This window comes from Acinetobacter sp. ANC 4173 (genome assembly GCF_004331255.1).
GTDB lineage: Bacteria > Pseudomonadota > Gammaproteobacteria > Pseudomonadales > Moraxellaceae > Acinetobacter.
Map to the genome: position 1 here is coordinate 317,174 of NZ_SJOF01000001.1, position 23,101 is coordinate 340,274.

22 protein-coding genes are annotated in these 23,101 nt (G+C 41.1%); 3 read left to right on the forward strand and 19 right to left on the reverse strand.

The genetic code is table 11. The features are described 5' to 3' along the window. Positions 1 to 51: 51 nt before the first annotated feature. The gene (apbC, locus tag E0H94_RS01435) at positions 52 to 1,305 is read right to left on the reverse strand and encodes an iron-sulfur cluster carrier protein ApbC (protein ID WP_131324789.1); all 1,254 of its coding nucleotides are present in this window, start codon (positions 1,303 to 1,305) and stop codon (positions 52 to 54) included. Between the two features lie 326 nt (positions 1,306 to 1,631). Between apbC and E0H94_RS01440 the strand changes: the two genes are divergently transcribed. Continuing rightward, on the forward strand, positions 1,632 to 1,943 hold the full coding sequence (locus E0H94_RS01440) for a hypothetical protein (RefSeq protein WP_131324790.1): 312 nt from the start codon (positions 1,632 to 1,634) through the stop codon (positions 1,941 to 1,943). 67 nt (positions 1,944 to 2,010) lie between these two features. Here E0H94_RS01440 and E0H94_RS01445 read toward each other — a convergent pair whose 3' ends face one another. From E0H94_RS01445 to E0H94_RS18600, 4 genes are all read right to left on the reverse strand, one after another. Continuing rightward, positions 2,011 to 2,484 carry a hypothetical protein gene (locus E0H94_RS01445; protein WP_131324791.1) on the reverse strand — a complete coding sequence of 158 codons (474 nt, stop codon included), beginning with the start codon at positions 2,482 to 2,484 and terminating at the stop codon, positions 2,011 to 2,013. A 142-nt stretch (positions 2,485 to 2,626) separates the two neighbouring features. Beyond that, positions 2,627 to 3,427, reverse strand: a complete 801-nt coding sequence (locus tag E0H94_RS01450) for a hypothetical protein (RefSeq protein ID WP_131324792.1) — start codon at positions 3,425 to 3,427, stop codon at positions 2,627 to 2,629. A gap of 138 nt (positions 3,428 to 3,565) precedes the next feature. Then, positions 3,566 to 3,985, reverse strand: coding sequence for a hypothetical protein (locus tag E0H94_RS01455; protein WP_227548524.1), 420 nt, complete (start codon positions 3,983 to 3,985; stop codon positions 3,566 to 3,568). Between the two features lie 42 nt (positions 3,986 to 4,027). Then, a complete protein-coding gene (locus E0H94_RS18600) occupies positions 4,028 to 4,258 on the reverse strand; it encodes a hypothetical protein (RefSeq protein ID WP_227548525.1) in 231 nt (76 codons plus the stop codon). A 128-nt stretch (positions 4,259 to 4,386) separates the two neighbouring features. Between E0H94_RS18600 and metG the strand changes: the two genes are divergently transcribed. Then, a complete protein-coding gene (gene metG / locus E0H94_RS01460) occupies positions 4,387 to 6,444 on the forward strand; it encodes a methionine--tRNA ligase (protein ID WP_131324793.1) in 2,058 nt (685 codons plus the stop codon). Between the two features lie 47 nt (positions 6,445 to 6,491). Here the strand turns inward: metG and E0H94_RS01465 are convergent, their stop codons facing one another. From E0H94_RS01465 to paaA, 14 genes are all read right to left on the reverse strand, one after another. Further along, positions 6,492 to 8,486, reverse strand: a complete 1,995-nt coding sequence (locus tag E0H94_RS01465; RefSeq protein ID WP_131324794.1) for an ATP-binding protein — start codon at positions 8,484 to 8,486, stop codon at positions 6,492 to 6,494. Positions 8,487 to 8,644: 158 nt separating this feature from the next. Further along, positions 8,645 to 9,253, reverse strand: coding sequence for a DUF805 domain-containing protein (locus E0H94_RS01470; RefSeq protein WP_131324795.1), 609 nt, complete (start codon positions 9,251 to 9,253; stop codon positions 8,645 to 8,647). Between the two features lie 311 nt (positions 9,254 to 9,564). Continuing rightward, positions 9,565 to 10,167 (reverse strand): gamma carbonic anhydrase family protein, encoded by a 603-nt coding sequence (locus E0H94_RS01475; RefSeq protein WP_131324796.1) that lies wholly within the window; start codon positions 10,165 to 10,167, stop codon positions 9,565 to 9,567. A gap of 35 nt (positions 10,168 to 10,202) precedes the next feature. Then, positions 10,203 to 11,144 carry a PaaX family transcriptional regulator C-terminal domain-containing protein gene (locus E0H94_RS01480; RefSeq protein WP_131324797.1) on the reverse strand — a complete coding sequence of 314 codons (942 nt, stop codon included), beginning with the start codon at positions 11,142 to 11,144 and terminating at the stop codon, positions 10,203 to 10,205. 65 nt (positions 11,145 to 11,209) lie between these two features. After that, the gene (paaK, locus tag E0H94_RS01485) at positions 11,210 to 12,502 is read right to left on the reverse strand and encodes a phenylacetate--CoA ligase PaaK (RefSeq protein WP_131324798.1); all 1,293 of its coding nucleotides are present in this window, start codon (positions 12,500 to 12,502) and stop codon (positions 11,210 to 11,212) included. Positions 12,503 to 12,562: 60 nt separating this feature from the next. Then, positions 12,563 to 13,774: a 3-oxoadipyl-CoA thiolase gene (gene pcaF, locus E0H94_RS01490; protein WP_131324799.1), complete on the reverse strand. Its 1,212-nt coding sequence runs from the start codon at positions 13,772 to 13,774 to the stop codon at positions 12,563 to 12,565. A gap of 13 nt (positions 13,775 to 13,787) precedes the next feature. After that, positions 13,788 to 15,344 (reverse strand): 3-hydroxyacyl-CoA dehydrogenase, encoded by a 1,557-nt coding sequence (locus E0H94_RS01495; RefSeq protein ID WP_131324800.1) that lies wholly within the window; start codon positions 15,342 to 15,344, stop codon positions 13,788 to 13,790. A gap of 3 nt (positions 15,345 to 15,347) precedes the next feature. Beyond that, positions 15,348 to 16,139, reverse strand: coding sequence for a 2-(1,2-epoxy-1,2-dihydrophenyl)acetyl-CoA isomerase PaaG (gene paaG / locus E0H94_RS01500; protein WP_131324801.1), 792 nt, complete (start codon positions 16,137 to 16,139; stop codon positions 15,348 to 15,350). After that, entirely contained in the window at positions 16,139 to 16,912 is a 774-nt protein-coding gene (locus E0H94_RS01505; RefSeq protein WP_227548526.1) for an enoyl-CoA hydratase-related protein, read from the reverse strand. The genes paaG and E0H94_RS01505 overlap by 1 nt, the downstream gene beginning before the upstream one ends. Before the next feature lie 18 nt (positions 16,913 to 16,930). Then, positions 16,931 to 17,989 carry a 1,2-phenylacetyl-CoA epoxidase subunit PaaE gene (paaE, locus tag E0H94_RS01510; protein WP_131324802.1) on the reverse strand — a complete coding sequence of 353 codons (1,059 nt, stop codon included), beginning with the start codon at positions 17,987 to 17,989 and terminating at the stop codon, positions 16,931 to 16,933. A gap of 69 nt (positions 17,990 to 18,058) precedes the next feature. Further along, positions 18,059 to 18,559, reverse strand: coding sequence for a 1,2-phenylacetyl-CoA epoxidase subunit PaaD (gene paaD / locus E0H94_RS01515; protein WP_131324803.1), 501 nt, complete (start codon positions 18,557 to 18,559; stop codon positions 18,059 to 18,061). A gap of 25 nt (positions 18,560 to 18,584) precedes the next feature. Next, a complete protein-coding gene (gene paaC / locus E0H94_RS01520; RefSeq protein WP_131324804.1) occupies positions 18,585 to 19,340 on the reverse strand; it encodes a 1,2-phenylacetyl-CoA epoxidase subunit PaaC in 756 nt (251 codons plus the stop codon). Positions 19,341 to 19,357: 17 nt separating this feature from the next. Next, complete coding sequence (gene paaB, locus E0H94_RS01525; RefSeq protein WP_131324805.1) at positions 19,358 to 19,648, reverse strand: 1,2-phenylacetyl-CoA epoxidase subunit PaaB; 291 nt, start codon at positions 19,646 to 19,648, stop codon at positions 19,358 to 19,360. Positions 19,649 to 19,678: 30 nt separating this feature from the next. Continuing rightward, positions 19,679 to 20,623, reverse strand: a complete 945-nt coding sequence (paaA, locus tag E0H94_RS01530) for a 1,2-phenylacetyl-CoA epoxidase subunit PaaA (RefSeq protein ID WP_131324806.1) — start codon at positions 20,621 to 20,623, stop codon at positions 19,679 to 19,681. Positions 20,624 to 20,947: 324 nt separating this feature from the next. Here paaA and paaZ point away from each other — a divergent pair, with 324 nt between their 5' ends. After that, positions 20,948 to 22,993, forward strand: coding sequence for a phenylacetic acid degradation bifunctional protein PaaZ (paaZ, locus tag E0H94_RS01535; protein ID WP_227548533.1), 2,046 nt, complete (start codon positions 20,948 to 20,950; stop codon positions 22,991 to 22,993). Positions 22,994 to 23,101: the final 108 nt, after the last annotated feature.

Below are 23,101 nucleotides of genomic sequence, written 5' to 3' on the forward strand. Positions count from 1 at the left end.
AACCATCATGTAAAAAGGGATATTGCGATCAACATCCCTTTTTTATCGACTTTAGAAAATTCGATTTTTATCTTTATCCGACTTGGTTAATTGAGCCATGATTTTTTCTGCAATCGCCAAGTAGCTTTCTGCCGCAGCATCACCAACAATGACAGAAGGCTGACCCGCATCTGCATTTTCACGGATGGATGCATCGAGCGGTAAACGTCCCAATAATGGAATGTGATATTGCTCTGACAATTTATCACCTCCACCTGTACCAAAAATTTGCTCTTCGAAACCACAATTTGAGCAAATATGGGTCGACATATTTTCAATCACGCCCATGACTGGAATGTGCACGCGGTTAAACAGTTCAATGCCTTTGGTTGCATCCAAGAGTGCGACATTTTGTGGCGTAGTGACAATCACTGCGCCCGTTACAGGAATACGCTGTGCTAAGGTCAATTGAATATCGCCCGTTCCTGGTGGCATATCAATCACCAGCACATCCAAATCTGGCCATAAAGTCTGATTAAACAATTGCATTAATGCCCCTGTCGCTTTAGGACCACGCCATGCCACTGGGGTATTATTGTCACCTGTTAAATGCCCAATAGACAACACCGCAAGCCCATACGCATCAAGAGGAACAAAGTTTTCCGCTTCAATCATTGGAGTTTTACCTGCATTACCCAACATGGTCGGAATGCTTGGGCCATAAATGTCGGCATCTAATACACCCACTTTTAGTCCCAATTGCTGCAATGCCAAAGCCAGATTGACCGTTGTCGTTGATTTTCCAACGCCACCTTTGCCAGAAGACACTAAAATCACATTTTGAATGCGTGGGTGCTTCGGCACATCACGTTGTTGCGGGGCTGCTTTGGCAATAGGTGGATTATTCGGATCGGCTTCTGTTTCAGCTGGAGTCGATGCAGCAGCATCCATCACTGGAGGTAAATTACTTTTTTCATTTTTGGCAGGCGTAGAACAACTCTCACCTTGTGCATGGTCATGTCCACAACCACCCGCCTTATGTGCTGTTTTTTGTTGAATCACATGCATATTGAGTTCCTGAATCCCACATTTTTCTAGGGACTCAGCCAAATCATCATGAATTTTTTGTAGCTGTTCTGCTTCTTCAGGATAGGTATTAATGGTGATTTGTAATACTCGACCTTGCACATTAATTTGAGAAATACGGTCTTTTAAGGCGTGATTTGAATTCGGCAAAATATATTGCTGTAAAACCTGCTGGATTTCTTCTTCTTTCACCTCCTGAGCGGGTGAAAAAACGGATTTAAGTGAAGAAAGCCAAGACATACATTTACTCCAAATCTGGATTACAGCTGAATAACATAGTTTAACGCTTATTTTCCGTTAGGTTAAGCATTTCACCTAGCCACTTTGGCAATAAACCAGAAAAAACCGAGTATTTCAGTCAGATATCATCCGACTTTATTTTCATAACTAGAAAATGAGGATTTTCACACTTTAAAAATGATAAATAATTAACAATTTTCATGCTGTTTTGTAATTTAATACGCATTAACTTTAAAAATACAAGCTTTAACTAATTTTAGGTTCACAGCGCATTACTCAAAATACCAAGGCAACTAATATATCTGAGATAAAAACAGGAGATTGCCATGAAAATACGGCATGTTTTAGTGTTAAGTTTCGTATGTTTCAGCATATCCCCGAGCATTTGGGCGGCCATACAACAACTCAACAGTCTACCGACATCATCAGGCGTGGTGCTACACGTTGGCGACAGTTATCAAAAATTAGCAACGCATATGGGACAGTCCCCCGAGGGCATGCGTAGTTCAACAGTCACCGAAAATCAAAGAAACTATACTGCAATGCACTATGTTTACGAAATAGAAGATAAACGCTATACCATTACGGTGATGAATGACCGAATTCGTCAAATCGAATGGGTCAGCGTGAATCCTTAATGACTTCAAGCCACTCAACATCCATGTCAAATGCGGACTCATTTAACTTGATCTAGATAATTTAAAATTAAGTTTGATCGTGATCATCTTTTTTAAATTTGTTGAGCGTGTCGGTCGCGGCTTTTTTCAGTTCATCAAATTTTTCAGTTGCCTGAATTTTGAGTTCATCAAATTTGACCGATGCTTCCTGTTTCAGCTCTGCTGACTTCACCTTGGCTTCGTCAAATAAATGATTGGCTTCTGCTTTTAAATGTTCGTACTTTTCTTGAGCCTGATGCTGCACCTCAGCCCATTTGGCTTTGGCATCTTCAATGGTGCTATCAAGACCTGCATCTTCATCCGCAGCTTGTTGTTCATCTAGCTTGTCCTTCACTTCGTCAAGCTTTTGTTCGGCAGCTTGTTTGACTTCAACCGCAGAACTTTTTAATTCACCAATCGCCTTTTCACCTTCAGTTTGAGCATCTTTTGCAACTTGTTTTAAATCATCACCAAGTTCCGCAGCTTTGTCTTTTAATTCATCAATTTTATTTTCAACAGTCATTGTTACACCTTTTTCTGTGATGGCATTTGGTTATAGTTATACAGCGATCAAGGCAGATTAAAATGCAAAACAGCATATTGAAACAATAGCTGTACAGGATGCAGCAATTTAAACGCCATCCTGTACCACGATAAGGGATAGATTATCGTTTTAAAGTGCTGATAAAGCTCATGACTGCAAACAACCAAATAAACAAAATAAAACTGCGTGCTTGAGTGAAATGGGTAACGTCTGCTCCGTGTACCATGTTATGACGGCTAGCGGTAACACTTGAGCTCGCATCCATTTTCAAGGCTTCAAGGCTCAGAAAATACGGATTGATTTCACAGGCAATTTTGACTTTATGCCATAAGCTTTTGACCTCATGAGCTTTTAAACCCGGTACAATTTTATAGACATCGACAAACTTGGTTTGATTTTGCTGTAAATACCCATGTTCAATCAGCGCATCCGTCAAAATCCCTTCAATTTGACCATAAATAACCGTAATACAACCTGCATAACACTGCTGTTGATACAGTTTTAAGGTTTCTTCAATCACCTTGCGGCGCTGGGCTTGGAATGCACCCAAATCCATTGCATCGTATGCATCAAGCAAAGCTGCTTGGAAATAGTCCGTTTGAATTAAATAGGGCAATTCAAACTCAGCCACATCCGCTTCTTTTTCATTGGCCATTTGCCAGAAATACAACAGATTGAGCACGTCATTAGACATCGGTTCATCACTTTCGTACTCAAGCTGATCGGCCATTATTGCAAAGTACGGATCTTCCAACTCGAGCTGACGGAGTGACTCGACCAATTGTACATGCGCTCGACTCCCCATTGAAGCAAGGTATTGTTCAGCTTGTTGTAAAAGTTGATTGCCCAATAGTTTAGTCGCTTGTGGATTTTGCGGAATTCGGGTCACGGGTTGGTCGAAATCAAAATCATCATCGATCATGAACGGCATACTCTTAAAAACGGGCTGAATGCACGTATTATCGCTGTTATTGCCTTATGAATATAGAGAAAATATGCAGTAGTTTTAGACTCAAAGATTTGAGCTTTCGCAATCCACTCAAAAGAGATTTAAATTAATTTAGTCGATGACATATACACTGAATAGCAATTTTTCCTTTTCAGAAATTGCCCAATAATCATGTGCCTTTTCTTTAGTAGTGTTCAACCTGAAAAAGTTCTGTTGTGAACATGCTCGTTCTACAATCTGAATATGCTTTTCTGAACCATAAACAATAAAAGAATCATGTACTTTGTCATCATTATGATCTTTTAACCATTCAACTGGCTGTAGATAATGAATATTGGGATGCCAACTTTTCCAACGCTTTTTAATGGTCGGTTGGATACATTCAATCTGCGTACTTCTTGGTTGAATTTCTTGCTGTTGTAACTGAAGTAAAAATTTCTTTTTGGTCTGTTCATCCAAAAGATAAACCACCACCCAAGCACCACGATCGCCCACATGCATCCGCTGATAAAAGAACAGGTGTTCAGCCAAATATGGAAAAGTCTGATGATCATAGTGCTGACTTTGTAGCTATCATTCTGCATTTTGCTCATCTCTTATATTTGCAAACCAAATCGAAAATGCAAGATAGAAGATAATGATCACAGCCAACAACAATATAAAGGTATAACCAACCAGTTTTAACACCCCGTCTAAAATTTTAGTGGAAAGATCAGCAAAATTTTTTACGCTTTTTTTAGACAAACTATTCCCTATTGATTTTTCTTTTTCAACATCATGCTCAAATTGGCAATAAATACTCAATCAGAGCCACCAATTCATACGGGCTTAGTCTCTTTTGAAAACTTTTAATTGATTCACTTGTGCAAGTCGCGGCTATCTAAGGTAAAATCGTTGACCTTATATAAAATACGAATGAGAGAGTCATATCCGTGCGTAATATTTTAGTCACTAACGCCCTACCATACGCCAATGGCCCTATCCATATGGGTCACTTACTCGGTTATATCCAAGCAGATATCTGGGTTCGTGCCATGCGTGCAATGGGACATGATGTGACTTATGTCTGTGCGGATGATGCTCATGGTACAGCCATTATGCTACGTGCAGAAGCCAATGGCATTTCTCCAGAACAACAAATTGCCAATGTGCAAAAAGAACACATCCGTGATTTTGATGGTTTTGGCGTGCATTTCGATCATTATGATTCAACCCATAGTGATGAAAACCGCTCTCGTGCCTCTGAAATTTATGTAAAAAACCGTGAAGCGGGTAATATTGCAGTTCGCCCTGTATCGCAACTGTTTGACCCAGAAAAAGGCATGTTCTTATCGGATCGTTTCATTAAAGGCACGTGCCCGAAATGTAAATCGGAAGATCAATATGGCGATGCGTGTGAAGTCTGCGGGACAACTTACAACGCGACTGAACTTTTAAACCCAAAATCGACTTTAAGTGGTGCAACGCCTGTTGAGAAATCTTCAGATCATTACTTCTTTAAATTGCCAAACTTTGGTGAATATTTACAGAAATGGACGCGTGATGAAGGTCGTTTACCTGTTTCAATTGCCAACAAGTTAGATGAATGGTTTGAAGCAGGTTTGGCAGATTGGGATATTTCTCGTGATGCACCGTATTTCGGTTTTGAAATTCCAGATGCGCCAAACAAATATTTCTATGTGTGGGTCGATGCGCCGATTGGTTATATGTCGAGTTTTGAAAACTACATTAAAACCAAACGTCCTGAACTCAACTTCGATGACTTCTGGAAAAAAGATTCTAAAAATGAAGTCTATCACTTCATTGGCAAAGACATCGTTTACTTCCATGCCCTGTTCTGGCCTGCAATGCTTGAAGGTGCAAACTACCGTACGCCGTCAGGTTTATTTGTGAATGGTTTCTTGACTGTAAATGGTCAGAAGATGTCGAAATCTCGCGGCACATTCATTAAAGCTGAAACTTATTTAGAACACTTAAATCCTGAATATTTACGTTACTACTTCGCGTCCAAACTGTCTGATAAAGTTGAAGATTCTGATTTAAACTTGGATGATTTCGTTCAGAAAGTAAACTCAGATCTAGTTGGTAAAGTGGTCAACATTGCCAGCCGCTGTGCAAAATTCATCAACACCAAGTTCGATAATAAATTATCAACAACTTGTGCAGAACCTGAATTGTTACAAAGCTTTATCGATGCGAGTTCTTCGATTGCGTCTCAATATGAAGCACGTGAGTTCTCTGCCGCGATTCGTGAAATCATGGCACTTGCAGATAAAGCCAACCAATATATCGATGAGAAAAAACCGTGGGCTTTAGCCAAAGTTGAAGGCGAAGAGCAACAAGTACACGATGTTTGTTCGGTGGGGATTAACCTGTTCCGTCAATTGGCAGTGTATTTAGCCCCAGTTCTTCCGACTTTAGCGGCTCAAGTTCAAGAGTTTTTAAAACTAGACCGCTTTGATTTTGCTTCTGCTCAAACGGCATTGGTTGATCATGAAATTGCATTGTTCCAACCTTTAATGCAACGTGTAGACCCGAAAGCGGTTGCGGCAATGGTCGATGCGTCTAAAGACTCTTTAGCGGCTGCGGCTGAACCTGTAAAAGTGGAAAAGAAAAAAGAGAAGAAGGCCGAGAAAAAGCCAGAGCCTAAAGTCGGTGAAGCTGAAATTATCGGTATTGAAGACTTTATGAAAGTTGACCTACGTGTTGCTGAAGTTTTAGAAGCTGCTACGGTTGAAGGTTCAGACAAACTGCTTCAATTGACTTTAAATGTAGGTGAAGCTGAACCTCGCAATGTGTTTAGCGGTATTCGTGAGTTCTATCAACCAGAAGACCTTAAAGGCAAATTGGTGGTGATGGTCGCTAACCTTGCACCACGTAAAATGCGTTTTGGTATTTCTAACGGTATGGTACTTGCAGCAGGTAATGGTGACGGCGTTTGGGTGATTTCACCTGAATCTGGCGCTAAACCGGGTGATAAAGTGTCTTAAGATTTAAGATTAAGAAAAGCCTCTACTGATGTAGGGGCTTTTATTTTTTAGCTAGCTTTTTGTCCTTGCAAATCATCTACAAGAGAAATTTTACTTTCATCAGATAAATCTTCATATTTAGATTTAAGATTATCTAGTAAATAAGAGTTAGATAACTTAAAATCTTGGAAAATTGAATACCAGCTTTTTACATAACATTTAATATTTCCATCATGTAATACTAATCCTTTTTCACCTTTATCTTTTTGACTGTTTAGATGAGATGTTATTGAAAAATCATCTTTAGAAATTTTTCTTCCAATTAAAATGAGTTCAAAATAAATTTCATCATTACTAAATTCAGGAAATTTAGACAAAATTTCTGCATAATCTAGCAATTGATTCATATGTTTCTTATTTAATGAAACACTTGGTCTTTTTATTTCAATAATTACACATTTGTATATAGGATTGTTTAAAGTATCAAAGGTTTTATTTTTTCTAGCTAAAAATAAATCTACTTGTCTATTTAGACCATCTACTACAACTTGATTAACTGCATCATTTTTATCTAAATCATCGGAACTAACATGATTAATACCTCTAATCTGATCTCTCAATCTTTGAGTTATTTTTGTAAATGAATCTTCCTCAGCACCTAAAATTTCGTATTGAGCGCCAAAAAGCCAAGTATTAGCCTCAATAATTTTTTGTAAATCAGGTGTTTCTAGTACCGAATTATAATGGTTATCCATTAACTCCTTTAGTTGATTTACCGCTAGCTCCCTTTTTTGTAAGGTCTCAATAGTGCTAATAATATTTTCTAAAGTGGTCGTTTTTAATTGTTTAGCTAATAAACCAACTTGAGTATCGCTTAAATCCAAAACATCATCCAAAACATCAAATATTGCATCATTTTCTTTAGATACTAAAAGTTTATCCAACATTCGAATAATAATTTTTAACGGTTTAGTCGCAAGATTAGCAAAAATTTTTGGGTCAGCTAAATATATACTTTTAACAGCATCCTTTGTATTTTTCTTTCGCCATAATGCATAGCTGCTATCATAACCAAGATAAGATGGGAAATAACCTTTCTCATCATAACTTTCTATTTTCGCATCAACATATTCTCTAAGATATTCTTCATAAATTTCTTTTAAGAAATCACTCATCTCTTTATTAATTTTTTTCAATATTTTTTGTTGCGATTCAGCATTAGAATCCATTTCTAGTTCATCTTTATTATAACTATCATTCCATGCTGATAAAGCATAACAACTCGTATAAAATTCAATCTTGTTATTTGCCTTACTTAATTCCTTATAGATAATTTTATGATGTGAATCAAGCAAATAATTGCATGATTTATCATGACTCAACTTTTCATGCCATCTTATAGCTTTTATTTTAAACTCTATATTATCGATCTGAACCGATTTTTCAAAACACGTATTTTCTAAAATTGGAACTTCAATTCCATTCAAAAATAGTTTTTTATGTGGATTTATGATCAATAACCAACTGAATTCCCTCTTCAAGCTATCTAGCAATGTTTCCTCTGCTGGGAACGGAATTTTAGGATATAATGAACTCAAAACAACATAAGTTCCTGATTTTATATTATTTAATAATTTATTCTGCTTTTTCTCTTCAATATATTCTCCACTGTATTGTGAAATAGTATCGGCAGAAATCTCAATTTTTACATTTTTATTATCCCATTTAGTAAACCAAGTAGCTTTATTAGCTAACTTATAAAAAGCTAATCGACCTCTACCATGCGAACCATGTTTATCATCATCATCTTTTTTATTTGATTCATTGAACTTTTCGAAACTATTATTCAGATTTGATAAATCGATACCATCACCATCATCAAAAATAGTAATTGACTCCAATGTATCTAATCCATTTTTTTGTAGATCTATGTGAACATTATTTGCTTTAGCATCAAAGCCATTCCAAACAAACTCAAAGATAGCTTTATAAGGCTCGGTACTTTTGAAATGCTTTTTTATACCTGTATCTGTAATCTGAGCTATACCACTAAAGTTTTTCATTTTTATAAGCCAATGTCTTTTCTAATCTAGTTAATAATAACCCACAACCAAATAATTTAATTCTAATGAAAAAATTAAATGTAATATCATTTTCTTAAACTCAACCTGACAGAAACACAGAAAAGAGTCACTATCAGATCAAGCCTTAACGCATATATTTACTTTGCTGGCTCTCCCCATTGGTTCGATTCAGGTTTAGTTTCTGAAACAGCCCAAATCAACAAAGGAATAAGCCCAATAATCGTAAGCGCCAAGAGCATCCACCAACCCGAACGGTTCACATCATGTAAGCGACGTGCCCCGACTGCCAGTGTAGGTAAAAAGAAGAACAATGAAAGTAAGCTCGAAATGGCATCTATTCCACCTTCGCTTACCCCCATAATACCTAGACTTAAACCAAGGATGAGTCCAATTAAAATCTGGAAAAGATAAAAATACCAATATTCTTTACGGCGAGCACGCCCCGAAAAATTAACGTAATTTTTTAAACATTTCATGGCCCAATCGAAGAAACCAAAATTCTCTTCGGCTTGCAATTGTTCTGTATGTTGATTATTTCTTTTTTCGAAAACGGGCTGGCGTGCGGCTAGCACATAAATATTAATAGCCTGATTTAAATTATTTACTGCAAAATCGACATTTTGACCACGTGCGGGTGAAATTTGGTCTTTCCATTCCAAATCAAAAAAGCTGTAACGCTTTCCATCATCCCCTTGGATTACACCTTCATTAATCTGGAAGTTAAAATCTACTAATGTACCTTTCATTATAAAGTTCCAATTGATATTCAATATTTTATTGTTGGAAATATCATCATACTGGAACATTTTATTTTATAAAACAAATTCCTGTAACCAGCTCTAAAATGCATTACTGGCAATGTTTAAAGGTTGTATCCATTCAATTTTTTTACACATAAAATCGATGCGAAAAATCATCTTATACCCAACACAAAATAGGACGATTTTCGCGATCTAAAATTTAAGGTGTTAAAGAATATTGAAGACAGTAAGTTGAAAAATAGATACACGAAAATTTTATGGCTCCACATGAAGCCATCTATTCGAATCTCTTCTCTTTAAACCGCTTGGCTCTTAATCACATGGTCAGTATTAAAATGCGTATGCGTTAAACGCGTTGCTGAGTTTTCAGTTAAAGGTTCAACCTCTTGTAGACTGTTTAAACAGCGGAGGGTTAAATCCATATATTGCTGAGTACCCTTAAATTTCCACGCAATTTCTTTTTCATCCAAACTACGAATCACGCGGGCAGGACTACCAACCACCAAGGAATTTGCTGGAATTTCAGCTTTGGCTTTTACCGTGCTATTGGCACCGACAATCGTATTTTCGCCAATAATAGCTTCATCTAAAATCACGCTGTTCATGCCAATTAAGACATTTTTAGCAATACGGCAACCGTGCAAAATTGCGCCATGTCCAATATGACCAAACTCTTCCACCACGGTCACATTGTTTGGAAAACCATGAATAATGCAGGAATCCTGCACATTGGCATTTTTATGAATATGAATGCCGCCGAAGTCTGCGCGCAAGGCAGCAAAAGGACCAATATAAGCCCCCTCTTCAACAATCACATCCCCAATTAAAACTGCTGTGGGATGCACATAAGCTTTTGGGCTAACCACTGGAATGACGCCATCGATGGCATAACAAGGCATAGTTTATTCCTTAAACTGTAGGGCTATATTTGAGCTTAGTAACTCGGCTCTTCCTGCTTTAAGCCGCCAAAACGCTTATAAAATTGTGGATGTGCAGGTGGCATTGAACCTTCTGACGTCCGTGCGATGTCGAGGAAGAATTCATCCCCTGCCAGTACCACGGTTTGATACAGATTACTGCTTAAATTACGTGAATTCAGCGACAGCCAGTTCGACGGCAATAATTCAAAGGGTAAATTCGGATCTTTCAATAAAATTCGACGGAATTGATGAATCAATAGAATACGAATCTGAAACGCTTGCATCGGATTCAGTTCTTCTTCACTTTCAACCAAATTAAAGAATTCTCTGAAATCACTGATGAACTTTTCATAACGCTGATGTAACTCTTGTACTGGCCAATTGATCTCGACCATACGTTTGACGGTTGGATAAGACTCTTGCCACAACTGTAAAGCTTCCGCTTTAAAGATCACCACTTGGTCGGTCATTTTTAGGCTAAGCAACAAATTTTGTAATTTGAGATGATCACAGCCCGGATACGCCATGACATTGGTGGCGATATTGGCAAAACCGAGCCATTCCAACTCTTTTTTCAAAGTGACTTTATTTTCCAGCTCAACAGAACTGAGTAACACCAGATCCCATTTTTGGTCCCATTCTTGTTGGGTGAAACTATAAATTTTCTGGTCTGCCATAATAAAGCGTTGGCGACTGCTTTCCGTGACACGGTAGTAACTGGTGCGTCCGATTTTCTCGGAAATCAGCCAACCATTTTGGACAAGGCGAAATACGGCTGTACGAACTGAACGCTCGTTAAAACCAAACACATCCATTAACTGAATTAAGCTGGCCAGACTAATAATGCCACCACGGTGAAAAATACAATCACCAAAGATGGTCATAATCAGCGAGGTACCGCTCAGTGCTTCGTTGCTAATGAAATCATCAATAACTTGTTTTAATTTTAGATTCATTTCGTTCAACTATTACCTTGTCAGATCAGAATGATAAATCATGCGATCTATCATTCAACTAAAACTTATGCCGATTTTCGAATATCAAAGACGCGTTGCGCTTTCCCCTCAGAACGTGGCAGGCTACCTTCTGGTAAAATTTCAACCATCACTGAAATACCCACCATGGTCTTGATTTGGGCTTTCAATAAAGCTGCAATTTGTGGGGTTAAGGTTTCACTCACATCTTTACGCATTTCAGCACGAATATGCAAAGTATCCAAGTGTCCTTTTTTGCAAATTTGAATTTGGTAGTTCGGCACCAATTGTGGAATATGTAAAATTTGCTCTTCAATTTGTGAAGGGAACACATTTACCCCACGAATAATCATCATGTCATCGCTACGACCAACGATTTTATCCATACGGCGCATAGGACGTGCAGTCCCTGGCAATAAACGGGTCAAGTCACGGGTACGGTAACGAATCACGGGCATCCCTTCTTTGGTAATGGTCGTGAATACTAACTCGCCCAACTCACCATCAGGGAGCACTTCACCTGTTTCAGGGTGAATGATTTCTGGATAGAAATGATCTTCCCAAATGGTTGGACCGTCTTTGGTCTCTAAACATTCCATTGCAACGCCAGGTCCCATCACTTCGGATAAACCATAGATGTCCAAGGCATTAATACCGAGACGATCTTCAATCTCGCGGCGCATTTCATTGGTCCAAGGTTCAGCACCAAAGATTCCCGTTTTGATTGAACAGTCTTTTGCGGTCCCAAATTTCTTTTCTAATGCTTCAATAATGTTTAAGCAATAGGATGGCGTCACCATCAATGCCGTCGGTTTAAAATCCTGAATCAATTGCGCTTGGCGTTCTGTTTGACCACCCGACATAGGAATCACGGTTGCGCCCAAACGTTCTACGCCATAATGCGCGCCCAGACCACCCGTAAACAGACCGTAGCCATAAGACACTTGAATAATGTCTTTATTTGACAATCCTGCTGCACGTAATGAGCGCGCAACGACATCTGACCAAACATGAATATCATTTTGGGTATAACCCACCACAGTTGGCTGACCTGTTGTACCCGATGACGCATGAATACGGATAATCTGTTCTTGTGGCACAGCAAACATGCCAAACGGATAGTTATCACGTAAATCTTTTTTGGTGGTGAACGGAAATTTTGCCAAGTCTTCTAAGCATTTGAAATCATCAGGATGTACCCCTGCTTCATCAAATTTCTTTTTATAGACTGGGCTATTTTGATAGGCGTGTTGCAGTGTCTTTTTCATGCGCTCCAATTGCACACTACGTAATTCATCCACTGATGCCGTTTCGATTTTTTCCATTGCATTGTTATTCATATTTTTAATTCCTTAAGCAGTCTTCCTGACTGCGGGTTAATTCATTTTGGGATAATGTCCTTAATCCACATTTTCTATAATCAGTGCGACACCCTGTCCTACGCCAACACACATCGTACACAGTGCATATTTTCCATTACGGCGCTTGAGTTCTTTCATCGCAGTAATCACCAAACGTGTCCCACTCATTCCCAGTGGATGGCCCAGTGCAATGGCACCACCATTTGGGTTGACACGCTGATCATCATCTTGTAAACCCAGTTCACGCATCACGGCGAGTGACTGAGCTGCAAAGGCTTCATTCAGTTCAATCACATCCATTTGATCGAGGGTTAAACCTGTCTGTTTCAGCACTTTTTGTACTGCAGGCACAGGACCAATACCCATGTATTTGGCTTCAACCCCAGCTTGGGCAATTGCCACCACTTTCGCCAGTGGTTTTAAACCGTGTTTAGATGCAAAGTCTTGGCTGCCCAATAATATACAAGCCGCGCCATCGTTTACACCTGAGGCATTGCCCGCAGTGACCGAACCACCTTCTTTACGGAATGGAGCTTTTAAGGCCGCCAAGGTATCGACTGTGGTCTCCGCACGTGGATGCTCATCAGTATCAATGGTCATACTGTTTTTCTTACGGTCTTGAATAGTCACAGGCAAAATTTCTTCTGCCAAAATACCATTTTGCTGCGCCAGTGCAGTTTTTTGCTGACTGCGGTAGGCAAATAGGTCTTGGTCATCACGGCTAATTTGATACTTTTCAGCCACGTGTTCAGCCGTTTCAGGCATGCTATCAACACCAAAGTTCGCTTTGAATTTTGGATTGATAAAACGCCAGCCAATCGTGCTATCAAATATTTCAGGCGTACGGCTAAATGCCGTCGTCGCTTTAGATTGTACAAACGGTGCGCGACTCATCGACTCCACACCACCTGCCAATACAAACTGGACTTCTCCCGATTTAATGGCACGTGCCGCCAGTCCTACTGCATCTAAACCAGAAGCACATAAACGATTCACGGTAATTGCAGGAACCGAATCGGGTAAACCCGCCAATAAGGATGCCATACGCGCGACATTACGGTTGTCTTCACCTGCTTGGTTGGCACAACCTAAAATCACCTCATCCAGTTCATTCCAAGGCAAATGCGGATGTTGATTTTTCAAATACTGAATCGGTAATGCGGCTAAGTCATCAGCACGAATGCCACTTAAACCACCAGCATAGCGACCAATCGGCGTACGAATACCATCTAAAATATAAACTTGTTCCATTTGTCTTCTTCCTTTAGCCTGCAATAAGAAATTGTTGTGATTGCGGGCTATGTTGCACCTGTCCTCGTGCAGCTTTCTTCGCTAAATATATACTGGGTCTGTAGCGTTCTTCACCATAAACACGATACAGATTTTTTAGAATTTGTAAAATAGTGTTGTATCCTATTTTTTCCGCCCACTGGAATGGACCTTGCGGATAATTCACACCATATTTCATTGCAGAATCAATATCTTGCTCAGATGCAATACCATGTAAAACCGCTTCACACGCTTCATTCACCAACATTGAAATGGTTCGTAACACATAAAGTCCTGCATGATCCTGTGTCCAGAGTGGTATCACATTCATACCAATGAACAAAATATCAACAACAGACCGATCAACTTCCGAACATACCACTGAAGCTACAACAGGAATCGCTTTGGCTTGCGTCCAATCTGCATGCCAATCCATCAACACGACTTTCTGATCTGCATAATCCAGATCAACTGACTCGCCCAATGAAAGACGGATTGAAACTTCACCGACTAGGATTTCATCCTGCACACCTTCTTGAAACTTCACTTCAAGGTGCGAGGCATGTGCCAAACGCTGAATCAAGCCTGAAGAATGTTTCCAATCACCTTTGACCGTTACCGCCAGTTTCTCAACCGATTTGGCATAACGTACAGGCAATTCAAACTGTGGGCTTGGCGTTGCTTGTGCATAATCGTAAAAACCTTGTTGGGTTTTACGACCCAAACAACCTGCATCGACCAATTCTTTTTGAATCAACGATGGACGATAACGTGGCTCATAAAAGAATTCTTGATAGACACTTTGTGTGACCGAGAAATTGACATCCTGACCAATTAAATCAGTCAATTCACACGGTCCCATGGCAAAGCGACCACATTCACGCAGAATAAAATCTAATTGTTCAGGGCGTATGACATTTTCCTGTAACGCACGGAAGGCTTCCGCATAATATGGACGCGCCACACGATTCACAATAAAACCTGGGGTTGATTTTGCCAAGACTGGCACTTTTTGCCATGACTTCATCAAGTCCAACAAGGCATCTGCAATTGCTGCTGAACTTTTTAAGCCGCGGATAATTTCCACCAGTTTCATTACAGGTGCAGGGTTAAAAAAATGTAAGCCCACGACACGCTCTGGATGTGGAATTGCAGCCGCAATGGCGGTAATCGAAATTGAAGAGGTATTCGATGCAAAAATGGTTTCTTTCGAGCACACTTCGGCCAACTGTTGAAATAAGCTTTGCTTTACTTCTTTCTTTTCCACAATCGCTTCAATAATCAGTTGCGCGGATGCTAACTGTGACAATTCCTGTGCAATGCTTAAATTGGCAAAGGTGCTGTCATACAGTTCCTGCGTCATTTTTCCTGCTTGCACACGTTTCGTCAGCTGCCCAGCAAGTTGCTGTAATGCAGCTTCAGTTTTTGTCGCGTCTACATCATACACAAAGGTTGGATGTCCATGCATCGCAGCCAATTGGGCGATACCAATTCCCATGGTACCCGCACCAATTACAGCGACAGGCGCCTGCTGTAAATTGATCTTTTCCATGTTTTAGCAACCTTTATATTCTGGAGTACGCTTTTGCATAAAGGCTTGTACGCCTTCACGGTAATCACTTGAACGACCCGCCAAACGCTGTAAATCACGTTCTAGAATCAACTGATCATCTAAATTATTGTGTGCAGCCGCATGAATGGCTTTCTTAATCAGAGATAAACCATAGGTCGGTTGTTTCGCCAAATGTTCCGCCAGTTTTTGCGATTCAGCTTTCAAGGCATCATCTTCAACCACTTGCCAAATCATGCCCAATTGCACGGCTTGCTCTGCTGGAATTTTATCGCCCAACATGGCTAAGCCCATGGCCTGAGCACGACCGACCAAACGCGGTAGGAACCATGTGCCACCAGAATCTGGCACTAAACCTAAGCGACAAAACGCTTGGATAAATGACGCTGATTTTGCAGCAATCACCAAGTCACAAGCCAAAGCAATGTTGGCACCCGCACCGGCTGCAACACCATTCACGGCACAGATCACAGGTTTAGGCATTTCAGTAATCAGTTTGATCAACGGGTTGTAATATTTTTCAATTGATAACCCTAAATCGGGTGCATCTGCATTGGGGTCCACCACACGGTCATTTAAGTCCTGACCTGCGCAGAAACCACGACCTTCCGCCGAAATTACCACTGCACGAATATTGCTGTCTTTAGACCATGCTTTGAGTACGCTCGAGACTTCTTTGTGCATAGCTTCATTAAAGCTATTGAGTTGTTGTGGACGGTTAAAAGTGAGATAACCCACTGCATTTTTTTCTTCAACAATTACGGTTTGGTATTCCATTACACACCTCTAAATTCTGGTTTTCTTTTCTCTAAAAAGGCATTGATGCCTTCTTGACGATCTTGTGTTGCCGCCAACCAAACAAAATGCTGACGTTCCAGCTTTAAGCCTTGGCTTAAGGTCACTTCATGAATCGATTTTAAAGATTGCTTAATCACACGAATCGCCAATGGTGCTTGTTTGGCAATTTTCTCTGCCAATTCCACGGCATATTGCACGGTTAAGCCCACAGGACACACTTGGCTGGTAATGCCATGTTGCAGCGCAGTTTGCGCAGAAATCATTTCACCTGTCATCGCCCAACGCATGGTGAGTTGCTGTCCGACCAAACGTGCTAAACGCTGCGTACCGCCTGCGCCTGGCAACATGCCGAGTCCAATTTCAGGCAAAGCAAATTGTGCATTTTCACCCGCAAGCACGATATCGCCATGCAGTGCCAGTTCAAAACCTGCACCAAAGGCATAGCCGTTAATGGCCATAATCAGCGGTTTAGAAAATTCATCGATGCGTTTCCACAACTGTGGACGTAGATCTTGCTGAATACTGACCACATCCAGCTTAGACAATTCATTCAGGTCTGCACCTGCGGCAAAACATTGTGAATTGCCTGTAATCACCACCACTTTGACCGATGAATCTGCTTCGAACTGTTGCAGGCAGTCGGCAATTTCTTGCAAGGTGGCATTGTTTAAGGCATTGCGTTTTTCAGGTCGGTTCAGTTCAATCAGGATTACGCCTGATTTTGGAGAACTGGTTTTAATGTATTCCATCATGCAGCTCCTTGTTCAGGCTTATTCGTCAAAGCTCAAACGAACATTGGCTGAAGTTGGCAATGCCTGACAGCTCAACACATAACCTTTTTCGACTTCATCTTGTTCAAGACTATAGTTAATCGCCATTTCGACCTGACCTTCGAGCACCTTACATTTACAGGTTGCACAGACACCGCCTTTACAGGCATACGGTAAGTCTGCACCTGCACGCAGTGCTGCATCTAAAATGCTGTCATCCTGTTTAGACACTTCAATAATCAGTTCACGGCCATCCAGAATAATGTTGACCTTTTCTTCGCTACGGCTTTCGATTTGCTGTGCTGTTGCGCGTGGTGCCGTGCCCGTGTTAAAGCGTTCGGTGTGAATTTTGCTGCGCTCAATACCGAATTCTGGCAATACGGTTTCCACAGCGGTCATCATTTCTTCTGGACCGCAGGCAAAGCAATGATCTGTGTCTGCCTGAATCAATTGAGCTTTGAACAGTTGCTGTAATTTTTCTGCATCAATGCGACCATTAAAAATTTCACTGTCGTTCATTTCGCGAGAAAAGATATTGATCAGTTGTAAACGCTCTTTAAAACGGTCTTTTAAATCCATGATTTGTTCTGCAAACATGGTTTGTTTCCAAGAACGGTTGCCATAGACCAAAGTAAACTGTGCATCTGCTTGGCGGTTCAGAACCGATTTCACAATCGATAAGATTGGGGTAATCCCACTGCCCGCAGCAAAACCAAGGTAATTTTGACCGCCCACTTTGGCGGCTTTTTGGAAGAACACGCCTTGCGGTGGCATCACTTCAAGTACATCGCCTGCTTTTAAGTGATCATTGGCCCACGTTGAAAATTGCCCTTGATCAATTTTCTTGATCGCAATACTCATGTCTTCTGCGACATCGCTACAAATCGAGTAGCAACGACGTAATTCGCCTTCATCAGTCATATGACGAATGGTTAAGTGTTGTCCTGGTTGATATTCAAATGCAGCAAACTGCTCAGGTGCCAAATCAAATGCAATGCAAATTGCCTGTTCAGTTTGGGGCTGAATGGATTTAATTGTTAATGGTACAAATTGGCTCATCTAAAATTCCCTCTTTCTTTTCGATTTTTCAATATGTGTCAGACAGGTGTGCGTTGGAAATGTCTTGAATTAAATGCATTTGAAATAATCGAAAGGTTCTAAGCAGTCTTGGCAACGATATAAGGCTTTACATGCTGTCGAACTAAATTCACTTAATAATTTGGTGTGCTGACTGTGGCAACGCGGACATTGAATGCCATCGGTCAAAGCGACATGCGTACCACAACTGTGAGCATTGCCCTGCGGCGGTGCAATTCCATATTGCTGCAATTTTTCTTTGCCCGCTTCACTCATCCAATCCGTGGTCCACACTTCGGAAAGATCCACCACCACTTTTACTGGCGTCAAACCTTTGGCTGTAAAAGCTTGGGTAATATCTGCCGTTAAGACATCTGTCGCCGGGCAACCGCTATAGGTGGGCGTGAGTCGCACGACAATTTCATTCTGGGCGTTGAGTTCAACACCACGAATCATGCCTAAGTCGAGTACCGACAAGACTGGAATTTCAGGATCAGAGACCTGCGCTAACACACTCCAGCATTCATCTGCGACATGTCGAATTAAATTCATACGACTCACTCCCTGTGATTTCGTTTTACCAAGCCATATTTGGATATGAACGTTGCATATATTGCAGTTCTGCAAGAATGTAACCTAAGTGTTCCGTGTGCAGTCCTTGTTTTGCGCCACTGCGGTAGGCACCTGTTTCTGGCAGACGGAGTTGCATACGGGCAAGTTCGGATTGCACAGTCTCAAGCCATTGATCTTTTAAAATCTGAAGATTCGGAATTAAACCTGCATCCACCAACTGCATTTCATCAGCGCTGAGTTGGAACAGTTCTTGAGTAAAACGCCATAACTGGTTTAAACCATTTTGAGTTTTTTCATGTGCTTCGGCAGTGCCCAAGCTCAAACGCTCCATCCATGTGGTCGAGAAACGTAAGTGATATTTCACTTCTTTTAAAGATTTGAGTGCAAATGCAGAAACATCGGCATGGCTACTGTTGGTTAATGCTGCCAACAACAATGCGTGGTAATGATCCATCAACCATTGACGTACCATGGTTTGTGCAAAATCACCATTTGGCTGTTCAGCCAACAATAAATTACGGTATTCACGCTCGGTTCTGAAATACGCCAGTTGGTCTTCATCACGACCTAAACCTTCAATCTGACCTGCAAGGCTTAAGGCTGTGCGTGCCTGACCCAGTAAATCCAGACCAATATTGGCTAAAGCAATATCGAGTTCTAACTCTGGCGCATGTCCACACCATTCAGCCAAACGGTGTGACAGGATCAACTGGCTATCGCCCACATGTAACAGAAATTCTGCTAAAACTTGCTTACTCATGGTTTTTCTCCCTTCCCTTACATGTGCTCAATGCCATCTGGAATGTTGTAAAACGTTGGATGGCGATAAACCTTGTCTAAAGACGGATCGAAAAATTCTGGTTTTTCATCGGGCTGAGAAGATCTAATCAGTTCAGATTTAATCACCCAAATACTGATGCCTTCATTACGACGCGTATACACATCACGTGCATTTTGCAGTGCCACTTCATCATCTGGTGCACGAATACTGCCCACGTGACGATGGCTTAAACCTTGTTTACTACGGATAAACACTTCGTAAAGTGACCAGTTATTTTTGTTATCCATGACCTTATTTCCCTTCATTTCCGATCTGTTTTAAGCAACTTTCTGTGCTTGCTGCTGTTCTTGCTGTTTCTTGGCATACACGGCGGCAGATTCACGTACCCATGCACCGCCTTCCCATGCTTTACGACGCGCTTCAATACGTTCATGGTTACACGGACCTTTGCCCGCAATCACATCAAAGAATTCATTCCAATTCACTTCACCAAATTCGTAATGACCTGTGTCTTCGTTGAATTTTAAGTCTGGATCTGGAACGGTTAGGCCAAGTTGCAAGACTTGTGGCACGGTGTTATCGACAAACTTTTGACGTAAAGCATCATTACTAAAGAGTTTGATTTTCCACTGCATGCTTTGCGCACTGTTTGGAGAATTATCATCACTTGGACCAAACATCATCAGCGCTGGCCACCAGAAACGGTTCACGGCATCTTGTGCCATTTGTTTCTGTTCTTCGGTGCCGTTTGCCAACTGCATCATGGCTTCAAAGCCTTGGCGTTGATGGAAACTTTCTTCTTTACAAATACGCACCATAGCACGCGCATAAGGACCATATGACGTACGGCATAGCGCAACCTGATTCACAATTGCAGCGCCATCCACCAACCAGCCAATCGCAGCCACATCTGCCCACGTGAGTGTTGGATAGTTAAAAATCGATGAATATTTCATCCGCCCTGCAATCAGCTTATCCATCATGTCATCACGGTCAGCCCCTAAAGTTTCAGCGGCACTGTAGAGGTACAACGCATGCCCTGCTTCATCTTGAACTTTTGCCAATAACACCGCTTTACGTTTTAACGATGGTGCACGTGTAATCCAGTTACCTTCTGGCAACATGCCCACAACTTCAGAGTGTCCGTGCTGACCAATTTGGCGAATTAAAGTTTTGCGGTAGGCATCTGGCATCCAATCCTTTGGCTCAATTGAAATGTCCTTTTCAATGCGCTGATCAAAAGCTTGTTGTTGGTTATTCATTTTTCCCTCACTTATCCTAAGTGTCGATACAATTAAATTAAAACGATACACAAATAAAATCAATATTAATTTTAAGGTATCATTTAATTAAATTTTACACTTATGCTTAAGATATTGTTTTTAATAAATTTAGTTGGAATTAAATTTTAGTTTGATTTTTTTACCTACGAATTACGATTGACTTTTACACTTTTTAATACCAAATTATGAAACATCAAAATTAAAAAACATCTTAAAACGTATCATAAAAGGAGTTTTACCATGCTAGAGTTAGACAACAACTCTGTGGAGCAACACGATACAACTGAAGAGCACCAAACTCAGATGCTTAAAACCCTAAGTTCTTTGGTGTATGGACAAGAATATTCTTCTCAGGCGGAATTACGTACGGTTTATCATGCCATTACAGGTGAAGCGATTTACCAAGTCAGTAGCCATGGCATTAACACCAAAGCCGTTGTAGATTATGCGAAAAAGCAAGGGGCAGAAATTGCCACATGGACGTTCCACCAACGTGCCAATGCCTTAAAACAAGTGGCACAATATTTATTAGAGCGTAAAGAACACTATTACGAACTGGCTAAAGCAACGGGCTGTACCCGTAAAGATGCGTGGATTGATGTCGAAGGCGGCATTGGAACTTTGTTTGCCTACTCGAGCCTTGTGCGTCGTGAACTTAGTGATGAAACGGCACTGGTTGAAGATGCATGGATTCCATTGTCTAAACACGGTAATTTTGGTGCTAAACATATTCTAACCGCTAAAGCGGGTGTGGCATTACATATTGATGCCTTCAACTTTCCAATCTGGGGCATGTTAGAAAAAATTGCCCCAACACTTTTAGCAGGTGTGCCATGTATTGTGAAACCTGCAACCGAAGGTGCTGAACTTACCCATGCGGTGGTGAAAGATATCTTGGCAAGTGGCTTCCTACCAGCAGGTTCATTGCAGTTAATCTGTGGTCAAATTTATGATTTAATTGAACATCTAAACCCACAAGATACTGTTACGTTCACAGGTTCAGCAGCTACAGGACAAAGCCTACGCGCGAATCCACACCTAAACCAATACTCAATTCCATTCTGTATGGAGGCCGATTCTGTCAACAGTGCGATTTTGACCGAACAAGCCAACGACGAAACCATTGATTTGTTTGTACGTGAAGTGTTCCGTGAAATGACCACCAAAGCAGGACAAAAATGTACCGCGATCCGTCGCGCCTTTGTTCCCGTAGCTTTGCTCGACACCGTACAAACACGTTTAGTGGCTAAACTACAAAAAGTCGTGGTGGGCGACCCTGAAATTGAGGGCGTGACCATGGGTGCTTTGGCGAGTGTGAAACAAAAGTTCAGCGTCGCTGAAAAAGTGGAACAACTCAGCCAAGATGCCAACGTGGTATTGGGTGGACACTTACGCCAAGACTTCGAAATTCAAGCAAAAAATCCTGAAAAAGGTGCTTTTTATCCACCCACTTTATTGCTGTGTGAACAACCGACTCAAGCCAAACATATTCACGAAGTGGAAGCATTTGGTCCAGTTTCTACCCTCATGCCGTATCAAAATCTGACTGAATTGGCAGATTTGGTGGCGCGTGGTGAAGGCAGCTTGGTGGCTTCTGTGGTGCGTAATGTCGATGAAAATATTGAAGCTCTAATTACCAAAATTGCCCCATGGCATGGTCGTGTACACATTCTGGATGCGGAAAGTGCGAAAGAAAGTACCGGACATGGTTCGCCACTTCCATACTTGGTGCATGGTGGTCCAGGACGTGCAGGTGGCGGTGAAGAACTTGGGGGTTTACGTGCCGTAAAACATTATATGCAACGTACCGCTTTACAAGGCTCACCAAATGCCATGACCCAAGTCGGTCATAGCTGGACAGCAGGTGCGCAAGTATTTGAAGACCGCGTACATCCGTTCAAAAAAGACTTTGATGAACTGCGCGTGGGTGAACGTTTACTCACGGCACGTCGTACCGTAACCGAAGCCGACATTGTGAATTTTGCCTGCCTAAGTGGCGACCATTTCTATGCACACATGGATAAGATTGCTGCGGCTGACTCCTTGTTTGGTGATCGCGTGGCACATGGTTACTTCATTGTTTCGGCTGCCGCAGGCTTATTTGTCGATGCAGCAGCAGGTCCAGTCATTGCCAATTATGGTATGGATAACCTGCGTTTTGTCGAACCCGTGAAAATTGGCGATACCATTCAAGTCGAATTGACCTGTAAGCAAAAAACACCAAAACCACTACGTGATCCAGAGCAAAAACCGCATGGTGTGGTGGTTTGGGACATTAAAGTCAAAAACCAACGTAATGAATTGGTGGCCACTTATGACATTTTGACCTTGGTTGAACGGGCTGCCTAAGTCTGATGTATAACAAAAGAGAATCATATGATTCTCTTTTTTTTATAATAAAAAATAAATGTATCTTTTTATCACAAAGTGATTGACCCCGCCTGATTTAACCCGTAG